Here is a 13,291-nt window from a genome sequence, read left to right as displayed (position 1 = left end):
GGGGCTCCTCATCGTGGTGACGAAAAAGACGCTGGCCATCCTGGCCGCCGCGACAGTAACGGGTGCGACGGCCACCGCCAGCGCGGGTGGCCTGTACTTCACGGACCGCGGCGTGAGGCCGCTGGGGCGAGGCGGTGCCTTCGTCGCCGGCGCGGACGACGCCGGCAGCATCGCCTACAACCCGGCGGGGCTCGCCTTCACGGGCAACCAGTTCTTGCTGGACGCTTCCTGGCTGCAGTACTCCGCGACGTACCAGCGCAAGGCCATCCTCCGGCAGGTGGATCCCAACACCGGAAAGCTCACCGGGCAGGAGTGGGAGCAAACCTACGACTCCGTGGACGGCACCACGCCGGTGCTGCCGATCCCGACCATCGTGTACGCCGACAACTTCGGCCAGGAGAACTTCAACTTCGCGATCGGCATGTGGGCGCCCTACGCGGCCATCGTCAGCTTCCCGGAGACGGTGCGCGGCCAGCCCGCTCCCCAGCGCTACTCGATCATCTCGCTGAACGGCTCCGCCCTGGCGATCCCCGGCGCATACGTTTCCTGGCACGAGCCCAACTCTCCCATCGCCCTGGGCGCGGGCCTGGAAATGCTCACGGGTTACTTCCAGACCAGCGTGTACTTCAGCGCCTGCGTGCCGGAACGCTTCATCTGCGCTCCCGAGCAGCCGGACTACGACAGCTACGCACGGCTGCGCGTGGGCCCCATCTTTGCGCCCTCCGGAACCGTGGGGGCGATCCTGTTGCCGAGCGACACGGTGCGCATCGGTGCGTCCTTTCACCTGCCGTTCTGGGTGAACGCCCACGCCACCCAAGACGTGCGGCTGCCCAGCGCCGCGGTGTTCCAGAACGCGAGCGTGGAGGGCGATAGCGCGACGGTGAAGTTCCGGCTGCCGTGGACCGCTCGCGCCGGCATCGAGCTCCGCCCCACGGAAGACATCCGCATGGAAGCCGGCGTCGGCTACGAAGCGTGGAGCATGCACGACACGATCCACGTGGAGTCCGACGAGATCGCCCTGGTCAACGTCGCCGGGTTTCCGCAGCGCTATCGCATCGCTCCGGTCGACATCCAGCGCGGCTTCCAAGACAGCTACTCCGCGCGCGTGGGCGGCGAGCTCGGATTTCCCGTGAGCAGCTATCGCCTGGTGGGCCGCGCGGGCGTGACCTACGAGAAGAGCGCGGTGCCCAAGGAGTATCTCAGCGCCGCGAGCATCGACCTCGACAAGATCGTGTTCGCGGTGGGCGGCAGCTTGCATATCGGCAAGTGGCGCTTCGACGGCGTGGTGGCCCACGTGCTAGCCAGCAGCGCTACCGTGGGCGTGAAAGAGCAACGGGTGGAGCAGGTCAACCCCGTGGTCGCCAATCCGCCGGCGAACCCGAACTACATCAACGCCGGCAGCTACTCGGCCAGCGCGAACGTGCTCGGCCTGGGGCTGGCCTACCAGTTCGATTCCCCCGACGAGCCGCCCACGCGCCCTTCCGCCGCCGCCCCCGAGAAGGAGCCGGAGACGCGCACCCAGGCGCCGCAGGCGGAGAAAAAGGCCGCAACGCCGGAGGGCGACGAAGCGTTCGAGAAAGCCTTCGAAGAGCAAGAGGGCGACAAGAAAGAGAAGGGGAAGAAATGAGACGGCAGCCGGGCAGAGCGCGCGGGTCGTGACCCGCGAAGACACGTCCTTCGACGCGAGCCAACTGGGGGAAACCATACTGGAGGCCCTCGATCACGCGGGCATCGGCGTCACCATCATTGGCGAGCGGGCGGGCAAGCTCGAACGCTTGTTCATCAACGCCGCGGGCGCCCGCGCGCTGGGCTACGCGCCGGACGAGATCAACGAGATCCCCCCGCTGAACGTGCTGGCGCCGGCAGAGCGCGAGCGCATTGGCGCGATGGTGGGCACGGACGAGCGCCCGCCGCTGCTGGAGACCGAGGTGATCGCCAAAGATGGCCGCCGGATCCCGCTGGAGGTGGGCCTCGCGAACACGGAACGCGACGGCACTCGGCTCATCGTCGCGTTTTTGCGGGACATCACCCGCCGCGAGGAAGTCCAAGCCGCTCTGCGACAATCCGAGGCGCGCTTTCGTCACCTGGCAGAAGCGGCGCCGGACGTCATCGTGGTGATCAGCCGCGGGCGGTTCCTGTACGCGAACCCCGCGGCCGCTCGCGCGCTGCGCCTGTCGTCCGTGGAGGAGTTTTTGCGGCTCGAGCCCAAGGATTTCCTACCTGCGGAGGAGCTCGGCGCCATGATGGCGCGCATCCGCAAGGTGCGTGAGGGCGAACGCCTCACTCCGCGGGAGTACCGCGGCGTGCGCCGGGACGGCAGCAGCATCATGCTCGAGATCTCGTCGCTGGCAGTGGAGTTCGAGGGACAACCGGCCGTCTTGGCCTACGGCCGTGACGTGACGGAGCGCAAGGCCCTGCAAGCTCGCTTGGCGCAGCACGACCGCCTGGCCGCCGTAGGCACCCTCGCCGCGGGCATCGCTCACGAGGTGAACAATCCCATGACCTACGTGCTGCTCCATCTCGAGCAGCTCCGTCGTTCACTTCCCAGCCTGGTCCCGGAGGAGCACCACGAGCGCATCCTCGGCTACGTGAGCGAAGCGCTGGAGGGCGGCGAGCGCGTGCGCGTCATCGTGCGGGATCTCCTCGAGTTCGCCCGCCCGCGCGGTCCCGAGCGGCGCTTGTCGGACATCGCCGACGTGTGCGAGGCGGCCATCAAGCTGGCGCGCCCGACGGTGGAGCGCCACGCACGCCTTTCCACGGACTTGCCACGCGGCATCTTTGCGCGAACCAACGCCGCCAAGCTCGGGCAGGTGGTGCTCAACCTGCTGGTGAACGGCTCCCAAGCCGTGGCCGAGCGCGGCTCCGAGGGTGAGGTTCGGCTGCGCGTGTACGAGAGCGAAAGCAGCGTGGTGATCGAGGTTTCCGACGACGGCCCCGGCGTTCCACCGGAGCATTTGGATCAGATCTTCACGCCGTTCTTCACCACCAAGGGCGTGGGCGGTGGCACGGGTCTCGGTCTGGCCATCTGTCACGCCATCGTGGAGTCTCTCGGAGGCACCATCGCTGCGGAGAACCGCGCCCCCCGTGGCGCGCGCTTTCGAGTGGAGCTTCCTGTCGAGGTCGACAGCGAGCGCGCCGCGCCCTCCGTCTCGGAGCGCTCGCCCGAACCCCTCTCTCGCCTATCCATCGCCATCATCGACGACGAAGCCGCCGTCGCCCGCGCCCTCGAGCGAACGCTGGAGCACGACCACAGCGTGAGCGTGCACCTGAACCCCAGCGAGGCCCTCGATGCCCTGAGCGCCGGCACCGTGCAGTTCGACCTCGTGCTGTGCGACGTACTGATGCCCGAGCTACGCGGCGACGAGCTCTACCGGCGGCTATGCGAGCGCCACGCGCACTACCAGAGCCGCTTCGTGTTCATGACCGGCGGAGCGCTGCCCCCGGAAGCCCAAGAGCTGGTGAGCAACAAGGCCATCACCCTGTTGCTCAAGCCGTTCGAGACGCAGGACCTGGTCGAGGCCATTGCCAAACAGCTCCGACGCGATCGCGCCGCCCGAAGCCGACAAGCGCCGCCCCGCGGCACGTGACGGGCATCGCGCCGGACCAACAAGAATGGGCTCTCCTCACACATTCGTGGGTGCCTGAATGCGATGAGGAAGGCTCAGAGGGACGTGCCACTCGACTGGGCAATGGTTTTTCTGGTCCGGCGCGGCAAAGGGCCGAAGCGTTCCCCCTGCGCGGAACTACGGACGACATTCGCCAGGGAAGGCTGGCGAGCTCAGCGCTGCGTGAGTCTGAGCAGGGCATCGCGGATCAGCTGGTCCAAGGGCAAGCGTTCGGCCTCTGTGGCGAGTGCCGCGACCACCTTGCAGCACTCGGCCTTCTTGAAGCCCATGGTCACGAGCGCCACGCGGAGCCTTTCGCACTTGTCCTTCGCAGTCTGAGCCGCGCCACCTTGCTCCGCCCTTGATCGGGCGCGGCGGATCTTCTCGTCGATGATTTCGCTGCCATAGGCTTGTCGTGCGTGGAGATCGTTATGTGCCGCGCACAGAAGGCGACCGTTGCGCGCTTCTCCACCGCCACCCTTGCCGAGCGGGTCGACGTGGTCGTACTGCAGGAACGCGCGCGCCGTGCAGCGAACGCCCGACGGAGAGACGTAGGCGCACTGCGCTCCATCCCGTTCGTAGACTTCACGTTTGTCCGCACGGCTCGGCCTTCGGTCCTTGCGACCCCCGGAGCGTCGCGGCCGCTCGGTCTTGCCCCACTGCTTGTTCTCGAGCTCGCGAATCAGCGCATCGAGAGCCCGTTCGAAAACGACCTCGAGCTTTCGGCTCACGTGGCTCATCAGGTTCTGGGCGTGCTCGAGCTTCGCCTTCAGCTCCGCGCTGCCGCTGAAATGCACGAGAAAGCGCTCCTCCGACAGCGGCTCCACGCGGGAACGTGGCGCACCGTCCAGGCCCAAGTTCCCTTGTTCTCCGCCACCCGACCCGTCCGACACCGGCTCCACGCGATCCGGAACATCCGGCTTCGGAAACCAGCGGGCGAGCACGATCAGGATGTCGGCTTTGGTCTTGCCGGCCACGTCTTCAAGCAGCTGAGCGTGGTTCTCGGGCGTGAGGCGCTTGGCGATGAGCGAAAGACCGGTGAGGTGCAGCCGGCCATCGGCGATCATCTCCAGCGCGAGAGGAAAGCTCTTCGCCGCGTGCGCGCCGGAAACGCTGCGGTGCGCCTGGCCCTCGCTCATCCCGAGGCAGCGCACGCACAGATCGTAGAGCGACGAGTAGCCGCGCACCAGGTGCAGCCGCCGCGTTTCGATGAGCGCGAGATGCATTAGAAGTCGTGCGATCGCGCGCCGCCGAGCAGCGTTCGCCGTCAGCGTACTTTGCCAGAGCGCGTCGTTCGAGAGCGCATCGAGCTCTTGCAGACCATTGGATTCGTGACGTTCGTGGTTCTGGTTCGACATGAGTCCCCCTTGGGTTCTCATCGACATACCACGCGAAATTTGGGCTCTTTCGCTGCCTCGCTGGTGCGCGTTCAGAGCGCTGGATGCTTCAGAAATCGAAACCGAACCAAAACGCGCTCAGCGCGCGCGGACGTGCGCCCCTGCGCGCATCGTGACGCGAGACGCAGTGGCGAGGCGTTGCGCGCCGAAATCCTGTCTACAAAATTCGACATCGGGCTGCGATTTTCTTCGAGGAGCTCACGCCACGCGCTGCGCGCGTTCCATTCGCTGGCGAAGGTCACGCATCTGAACGGCGACGACCTCTCTTGAACGCTTTCTACGTTTTGCGTCAAAGAAGCACCGGACTCAATTGCGGAGCTCGACAGCGCCTCGCTTCGCCTCTTTCCCGATCGCCGAAACGTGGGGACCGGCGCACCAAGGCCAACGATTTCTCAGCCGTGAAGATGTCCGGAGAGCCCAAGAATGATCAGCCGCCGGAAGTGGCGGCGGTGCTGGGTCGCGCGGCGCTTTCGGCGGAAGGCACGGCGGGCAGCGCTTCCGGCGCCGGCGCTTCGGGAGCGGGGAGCGGCTCCGGAGTGGTCTCGTCGATTTCGCTCGAGCCGCGCGTGCCCTTCTTCACGTAGACCACGACGCTGTCGCCCGCCTTGAGCTTCTTCCGGCGCGACTTGCGGTTGATTCGCTCCATCCAACCGCTGCTCACGCCGTAGCGCCGGCCGATCTTGGAGAGGGTGTCGCCATCTCGCGCGGCCACCACGATGCGCTCTTTGCCGTTGAGCCCCTCGTAGTACTCGATGAACTCCGGCGTGCCCGCCACCAGCACGCGGGTGTCGGCGTCTTGAAAGTAGCGCACCGACGCGAGGCGCGCGGCGTCCGCCACCCACGCCTGCAGCGTCATGCCCGGCTGCAGCCGAGCGTTGGGATCGATGGCGTTCCAGCTCTCGAGATCCGCAGCGGTCACGCCCACGGCGGAAGCGATCTCGGTCAGCGAGTCTCCCGGGCGCACGACGTAGAAGATGCGCTGGCGATCCGGGTAGTCGAAGCGCCGGGGCGGCACCACGACCACGTCCGGGGTCTCGGGCTCTGCCGGTTTCCTTTGGCTGGCAGACCGCGGAACCAACAGGACCGTCCCCGCGTCGAGGACCTCGTCCTTGTCGATGTGATTGAGCGCGCGGAGCTGCACCTCGGGGAAGCGCAGGGACTTGGCGATGGCCTCCGGCGTGTCACCGAGCTTCACCACGTAGGAAGCGAGGCCGGAATCCGCCGCCCACACCTTGGCCATGCGGCTGGTGGTGCTCACGCCGCGGCCCTTCGGCACGCGCACGTGCCACTTGAGCTCGCGCCGCCCGGGCCCGCGCGGCGGAGCGCGCGACGCGAGCAGCTGCGGATTCAGCGATTCTATCGTGCTCACCGAGGTTTCCGCGGCGGCGGCCACCTGCTCCAGCGAGGTTCCGGAGCCCACCAGCACGCTGTCGAAGCTCTCCGGCGGATCCGGCTTCACGTCCGCGATGCCGAACGCCTTCTTGTTGTTCATCACGATGGCGATGGCGAAGATCTTCGGAACGTACAGCGTGGTTTCCCACGGGATGCCCGCCTCGTGACGACACAGCTCCCAGAAGTCGTTGGTGTTGAACTTCTGGATCGCCCGCGTCATGCCGCCGTGGCCCATGTTGTAGGCGCCCATCGCCAGCTCCCAGTTGCCGAAGCGGCGATACAGATCACTGAGGTACAGGATGGCGGCGTCGGTGCTGCGCTTCGGGTCGAGGCGCTCGTCCACCCAGCGGTCCACCGTGAGGCCGTACATGCGCCCGGAAGCGGGCATGAACTGCCACAGCCCGGCGGCGCCCACCGGCGAGTAGATGGTCGGGTTGTGTCCGCTCTCGATCAGACTGAGCCACACCAGGTCCGAAGGCAGACCGGCCTTGGCGAGCTCCGCCTTGATGGCAGGAACGAAGCGCCCGCTCTTGCGCGCCCACACCTTGGCGATGGCCCGGCCGCGGGAGTTGTCGCGGTAGAACTTCAGGTAGCGGACGACGCGAGCCTCGAGGCGAACCGGCAGGTTCGGCATCGTGAGGCTCCGGAGCCACTCTGCGGTGACGGCGTCGTCCTCCGTCCCGGTGGAGGGCGACACGCGCGCCTCCGGCGGCAAGCCCGAAGCGACCACGTCGGGGCTGCCGCGACGCGCGGGCGCCGGAAGGTTCCAGTCGAACCCCGGCGTGGCGCCGTGGAGCGGCCGCGGGAACAGCACGCGGTCGGCTTCCTTCAGGGCGCGCAGCTCCGGATCGTCCGTACCGGCGCGCAGATCGTCGAGCGTCTTGCCGCCCGCGATGGCGCGGCGCACCGACTCCTTAGGTGAGGAGCGCTCGGCCCCCTTGGGCAAGGTGGGGCTCGGCTTCCGAGGTCGGGGCCCGCGGCGATGCGACACGGGCTTGTCCTTCTTCTCCTCTTCCACCTTGGGCTTGGGCGGCTCCTTCGGCGGCTCCGTCTTGGGTTTGTCGTTGCCCTTGTCGGCGTCCACCTTGCGAGTGCCCGCGCCGGCGCCCGGTCCCACGTCGGGCTTGTCGTCCTTCTTCGGCGGGTCCGGTTGCTTCGCGTCCGCCTTCTTGTCCTCCGCCTTCTTGGAAGCTTCGGCAGAGGACTTCTTGTCCGTCTTCTTGTCGTCGAGCTTCGCGCTCTCGGCCTTCTTGGCCTTGGGCTTGGCGCTGCTCACCCCGCTCAGGCACAGCGCCGCAAGCAGAGCGGGAAGCGTGAGACGGAGCCCGACCATGAGCCGAGTGGTAGCGGGCCGTCACGAATCGGTCAAATAGCAGGGAAAAAGCCTCGCGATCTTGATCCCTCGGGGCATTCCATGGAAGGCCCGTTGGATGACGACGAGGACCGAAAAGGACTCCCTGGGACCCGTGGAGGTGCCGGCAAACCGCCTGTGGGGCGCCCAGACCCAGCGCAGCCTGGAAAACTTTCGCATCAGCGGTGAGCGCCAGCCGCGGGAGCTGCTGCTTTCGTTGGCGATGATCAAGAAGGCCGCCGCCGAGGCCAACACGGAGCTCGGTGAGCTCGACGCACGGCTGAGCAAGGCCATCGCCCAGGCCGCCGACGAGGTGCTCGCCGGCCAGCACGACGACGAGTTCCCCCTGGTGGTGTGGCAGACGGGCAGCGGCACCCAGACGAACATGAACATGAACGAGGTGCTCGCCAACCGCGCCAGCGAGATCCTGGGCGGCCCCCGCGGCGAGGGCCGTCTCGTGCACCCGAACGATCACGTGAACCGCGGGCAGTCCTCCAACGACGTGTTCCCCTCCGCCATGGCGCTGGCCAGCGCGACGGCCGTACACGATCGCGTGCTGCCGTCCGTGCTCGCGCTTCGCGATACCCTGCTGAGCAAGGCGAAGGCGTTCGACGACGTCGTCAAGATCGGTCGCACCCACTTGATGGACGCGACGCCCCTCACCGTGGGGCAGGAGATCGGCGGCTGGGCGGCGCAGCTCTCTCACGGCGCCGAGCACTTGAACAGCGCCCTACCCCACTTGTGCGAGCTGGCCCTGGGCGGCACCGCCGTGGGCACGGGCCTGAACGCCCACCCCGAGCTCGGAAAGCGCGTCGCCGCGCGCCTGGCGCAGGCCACCGGCGTGCCCATGGTGCCCGCGCCCAACAAGTTCGAAGCGATCTCGGCCCACGACGCCATCGTCTTCGCTCACGGCGCCCTGAAAACGCTCGCGGCATCTTTGATGAAGATCGCGAACGACGTCCGCTTTCTGTCGAGCGGGCCCCGGGCGGGCATTGGAGAGCTGAACATCCCTGCCAATGAGCCGGGCAGCTCCATCATGCCGGGCAAGGTGAACCCCACCCAGGGAGAAGCCATGACCATGCTGTGCGCCCAGGTGTTCGGCAACGACGTGGCCGTGACCTTCGGCGGCGCCAGCGGCAACTTCCAGCTCAACGTGATGAAGCCGCTCATCGCTCACGCGTTCCTGATGAGCGCCCGGCTCATCGCCGACGGCAGCGAGAGCTTCCGGAAGAACTGCATCGAGGGCCTCGAACCGAACCGCGAACGCATCGCCGAGCACCTGGAAAACTCCTTGATGCTGGTGACCGCCCTCAACCCGCACATCGGCTACGACGCCGCCGCCACCATCGCCAAGCGCGCCCACGCCGAAGGCACCACGCTGCGCAAGGCCGCCGTCGCTTCCGGCCTGGTCAGCGAAGAACAATTCGACCAATGGGTCCGGCCCGGGGACATGGTCTGACCGTTCTCCTCCGCTGGTTTTTTGGTCCAACGCGGAACCTCGCGACACGTCGGGGCTCGCGCCGGACCAACAAGAAAACGAACCCCTAGCGCTTGGGGAGTAGCCAGCCCGCAGCGCCGGCGACGACGCTGGCCACGACGCCGAACAGCGCCCAGCCCGGCCAGGCCAGGCCGGGTGCGGCGCGCAACACGGCGAGCTGCCACATGAGGGCCAGCGCGCTCTCCGCGGCGAAGGCGGTGACGCCGAACACCAACGTGCGCCGCAGGCGATCCCCCACCTCCAGGGTGCGCGGCGTGTTGCGCCACACGGACGTCATCAGCCAGCGCACCCACAGCACGGTGGGTGTAGAAAGCAGCACCAGGGAGCCCACCACCGTGAGCACCAGCTCCGCGTCGGTGGGGCCGAGCTCCTTGCTGAAGGTGCGGATCAGCGAGAGCACGCCGACCACCACCAGGGTGAGCACCCACATCCACGCTGCCAGGGAGAACGCCACCAACGTGGGGCGCGCCAGGTGAGCGCGGCGGGAGGCGTCGCTCACCACCGGAGGTCTTACCGCGATGAGCGTTTCGGCCTCCACCTTGACGGGCGCATCGAAGGCGGCGAGCTCTTGGTCGAGCTCGTCCATGGTACGGAAGCGATCCCCCGGCTCCTTGGCCATGGCGCGCTGGATCACGACCTCCAGGGCTTCCGGCACCATGCCGTTCACGTCCCGCGGGCGCGGCGGCTCTTCCGTGAGCACCGCCGTGAGGGTCGCCATCTGGTCGAGCCCTTCGAAGGGACGGCGACCGGTGAGGGCGCGATACAGGATGGCGCCCACGGCGTACACGTCCGCGCGGGCGTCCACGTGATCCCCGCGGGCCTGCTCCGGCGCCATGTACGCCGGCGTGCCCATGACGACGCCCGTGCGGGTGAGATCGTCGCCCATCTCGGTCACCTTGGAGATGCCGAAATCCAGCACCTTGACCGTGGGTCCGCTGCCCACCAGGCACACGTTCTCCGGCTTGACGTCGCGGTGGATGATGCCGCGCTCGTGCGCCGCGATGAGGGCGCGGCAGATTTGCCGCACGATGGGCACGGCGCGCCCGGGCGAGAGCCGCCCTTCACGATCGAGCACGTCGCCGAGCTGCTCGCCTTCCAGGAGCTCCGCCACGATGTAGGGTCGGCCGTCCGGCGTGCGGTTGACGTCGTACACACCGACCACGTTGGGGTGCAAGAGAGCGCTGGCGGCTTCCGCTTCGCGCTGGAAGCGCGACACCACTTCCGGCTGCCGGGCGAGCTCGCTGTGCAGCACCTTGATGGCGTAGCGCTTGTTACGCAGGCGCTGGTGGCGCGCCTCGTACACGCGGCCCATGCCACCCTCGCCGATCACGCGGGACACCTCGTAGGTGTCGGACAGCGTGGCACCGATGAGCGGATCTTCGTCGGCGGGGGCTTCTTCCAGAGGTTCTGCGTCGCGAGGACAAACCCGGAAGTCTGCCGGGTAACGCCCGCCGCAGGTGGGGCAGCGCTTGGGCAGCGACGCCGCGTCCCCGTATTGGAACGCGGCGCCGAGAGGCAGCGTCTCGACCGCTTGCGGGGGGCTCACGGCCGATATCGTAGCGCCCTCCCGGGCATGTGGATACCGGCCGCCGGGTCAGCGGTGAACGGCTAGAAAAAGCGTGTTGCCCTTGCGATTCACGAGCAGGAGGAGCTGCCCTTTGCCGTCCTTGTACAGCTGCTCGAAGCGCTGCACCGTGGTCACCTTCTGACGGTTCACCTCGAGCACGACGTCACCCGGGCGCAGGCCGGCGCGCGCTGCGGTGCTGCCCGGCTCCACGTTGGTGATCACCACGCCGCTCGAGACGTTGTCCGGCAGCTGGAAGCGCTGCTTGTTCTCCTTGGTGAGCCCTTCCAGCGTGACGCCGTCCAAGGCGCTCGAGGAGGCACCGCCGCCCGACGAGGGCTTCTGCGCGAAGCGACCGAGATTGTCCGGCATGGTGCCGAGCTTCACGTCCAAGCTCACGCTCTTGCCCTTGCGGTTGACGTTCACCTGGACCGTCTGCTCCGCGCCGGAGGAGGCCACGACGTTGCGCAGCTGCCCGGTGGAGTGGGTCGGTTGCCCGGCAATGCTGAGCACCACGTCCCCCCGTTGCAGGCCGCCCTTGGCGCCGGGGCCGTTGGGCTGCACGTCCGCGATGAGCACGCCGTCCGCCTTGTTCAGACCGAGGGCGCTGGCCATGTCCTGATCGATGTCTTGAATCGTCACACCCAGGTAGCCGCGGTCCACGCGACCGTTCTTGATCAGCGAATCCACGATGGGCTTGGCCATGTTGGACGGGATCGCGAAGCCGATGCCCACGCTGCCGCCGGAGCGCGACAAGATGGCCGTGTTGATGCCGACCACGTGGCCTTCCATGTCCACCAGTGCCCCGCCGGAGTTGCCGGGATTGATGGCGGCGTCCGTCTGGATGAAGTCCTCGTAGTCTTCGATGCCCACGTCCGCGCGGCCCTTGGCGGAGACGATGCCCATGGTGACCGTCTGCCCCACGCCAAAGGGATTGCCGATGGCGAGCACGACGTCGCCCAGGCGCAGGCGCGCCGAGTCCGCGAAGCTCACGGGAGTGAGGGAGCTGGTGTCGCCCTCCACGCGAACCACCGCCAGATCCGATTTCGGATCCGTGCCCACCACCTTGGCCACCAGCTCTCGCTTGTCTTTGGTGGTCACGCGGATCTCGTCCGCGCCGTCCACCACGTGGTTGTTGGTGACCACCACGCCGGGCGCCACCACCACGCCGGAGCCGAGCCCCTCTTGCCGGAGCTCGCGCTGCCCGCCACCACCGCCGCCAAAGGGACCGAACCCCGGGATGAAGGGATGCTGGGGGAAGCGCTGCACACGCGTGGACGAGATGCTCACCACCGAGGGGAGCACCTTCTCCACGACGTCCGCGATGTTCGCGTTACCGCCCACGCGCGCCAAGGCGGGCGTGGGCAGTGTCTTCAGGGTCTTGACCTTCTCCGCCTTGGCGCCCCCCGCCATGCTGGCTTGTCCGGGTTCCGGGCCTGCTCCGGGATGAACCCGGGTGCAGCCGGCAACTGGAGCGAGTGAAAGCGCGAGGATGACGGGGAGCTTGCGACGGGTTTTCATCTTCTCCGGAGCAACCGACGAGGTCCGGTCCTCATTCCCGATCAGCCGACTCGCACCGGAATCGTGCGGGGCTTGAGGGATTCGGACTTCGGCAACTTGAGCCGGAGCACGCCGCCTTCCAGGTGGGCGTCGATCTTGTCCACGTCGATCCCGCCGGGCAGCACGAAGGAGCGCCGGTAGTCCACCGGACGCAGCTCGAGGGCGAGGGCCGCGCGCTCCTGGATGTCGCTGCGCCGACCTTGGAGCGTCAGCTCGTCCTTGTCCACGCGGATGTCGAGGGCGTCCTTGGGGACGCCGGGCATGTCCGCAAGGACCAAGAACTCCTGCTCGTTCTCGAAGATGTCCACGCGCGGAGCCACGGCGGGCCGCCGCGACACGCGCTCCGAAAGGCGATCCTGTTCACGCTTGTCGAGATCCTTTGCCATGGTGTGCCTCCTTCAACCGACCTTCACCGAGATTTGACGCGGCTTCACTTCTGGCGCCTTCTCCAACGTGAGCGTGAGCACGCCATCGTTCAGCTTGGCGCCGACCTTCTCCGGATCCACCTTGGCGGGTAGCGAATAGCTGCGATTGAAACGGAAGGGCGCGCGCTCTTGGCGCTGGACGCCGTAGCCTTCCGGAGCGTTCGTTCGCCGTTCCCCGGCGATGGTGACGACGTCTTGCAGCAGCGTGATTTTCAGGTCGTCCTGCTTCACGCCCGGCAGCTCTGCCTCGAGCACGAACGCCGCGCCGGTGTCGTACACGTTGGTGCGGGGGAACGAGGCGTCCCAGTCTCCTTCTTCCAGCATCCGGTCCATGCGACGACGGAGCTGGTCCATCAAATCGAATGCTCCTTCGTAATCCCTGGTGTAGCCAAACATGGTGCTTGCTCCTGGTGACAGGGCGTGGCTGACCCCACGGCGACAGCGCCGCCGGCCACACACGAACCCCGGTTGGATGTTTGCCCGACGGGATGGCCGCGTC

At 67.5% G+C, this 13,291-nt stretch carries 9 protein-coding genes; 3 read left to right on the top strand and 6 right to left on the bottom strand.

What is annotated here, in order from left to right; genetic code table 11:
* Positions 1 to 10 precede the first annotated feature (10 nt).
* Together H6717_02125 and H6717_02120 are read left to right on the top strand one after the other, a co-directional pair.
* Positions 11 to 1,627, top strand: a complete 1,617-nt coding sequence (locus tag H6717_02125; protein ID MCB9575811.1) for an outer membrane protein transport protein — start codon at positions 11 to 13, stop codon at positions 1,625 to 1,627.
* A gap of 28 nt (positions 1,628 to 1,655) precedes the next feature.
* Positions 1,656 to 3,587: a PAS domain S-box protein gene (locus H6717_02120; GenBank protein MCB9575810.1), complete on the top strand. Its 1,932-nt coding sequence runs from the start codon at positions 1,656 to 1,658 to the stop codon at positions 3,585 to 3,587.
* A 191-nt stretch (positions 3,588 to 3,778) separates the two neighbouring features.
* On the opposite strand, the gene H6717_02115 is transcribed toward H6717_02120, so the two are convergent.
* The gene (locus H6717_02115) at positions 3,779 to 4,963 is read right to left on the bottom strand and encodes a hypothetical protein (GenBank protein ID MCB9575809.1); all 1,185 of its coding nucleotides are present in this window, start codon (positions 4,961 to 4,963) and stop codon (positions 3,779 to 3,781) included.
* A 466-nt stretch (positions 4,964 to 5,429) separates the two neighbouring features.
* A complete protein-coding gene (locus tag H6717_02110) occupies positions 5,430 to 7,727 on the bottom strand; it encodes a LysM peptidoglycan-binding domain-containing protein (protein ID MCB9575808.1) in 2,298 nt (765 codons plus the stop codon).
* Positions 7,728 to 7,824: 97 nt separating this feature from the next.
* On the opposite strand from H6717_02110, the gene fumC reads away from it, so the two are divergent.
* Entirely contained in the window at positions 7,825 to 9,204 is a 1,380-nt protein-coding gene (fumC, locus tag H6717_02105; GenBank protein ID MCB9575807.1) for a class II fumarate hydratase, read from the top strand.
* Between the two features lie 85 nt (positions 9,205 to 9,289).
* On the opposite strand, the gene H6717_02100 is transcribed toward fumC, so the two are convergent.
* The 4 genes from H6717_02100 to H6717_02085 are packed head-to-tail and all read right to left on the bottom strand — an operon-like array spanning position 9,290 to position 13,188.
* Positions 9,290 to 10,789 (bottom strand): serine/threonine protein kinase, encoded by a 1,500-nt coding sequence (locus H6717_02100; protein MCB9575806.1) that lies wholly within the window; start codon positions 10,787 to 10,789, stop codon positions 9,290 to 9,292.
* Between the two features lie 48 nt (positions 10,790 to 10,837).
* A complete protein-coding gene (locus H6717_02095; GenBank protein MCB9575805.1) occupies positions 10,838 to 12,328 on the bottom strand; it encodes a Do family serine endopeptidase in 1,491 nt (496 codons plus the stop codon).
* Positions 12,329 to 12,369: 41 nt separating this feature from the next.
* Positions 12,370 to 12,753: an Hsp20/alpha crystallin family protein gene (locus H6717_02090; GenBank protein MCB9575804.1), complete on the bottom strand. Its 384-nt coding sequence runs from the start codon at positions 12,751 to 12,753 to the stop codon at positions 12,370 to 12,372.
* A 12-nt stretch (positions 12,754 to 12,765) separates the two neighbouring features.
* Positions 12,766 to 13,188: an Hsp20/alpha crystallin family protein gene (locus H6717_02085; GenBank protein MCB9575803.1), complete on the bottom strand. Its 423-nt coding sequence runs from the start codon at positions 13,186 to 13,188 to the stop codon at positions 12,766 to 12,768.
* Positions 13,189 to 13,291: the final 103 nt, after the last annotated feature.

It is taken from the genome of Polyangiaceae bacterium, assembly GCA_020633235.1.
Taxonomy (GTDB): domain Bacteria; phylum Myxococcota_A; class Polyangia; order Polyangiales; family Polyangiaceae; genus JACKEA01.
The sequence above is the reverse complement of the archived record's forward strand: the minus strand, read 5'-3'. Positions and strand labels throughout refer to the sequence as shown.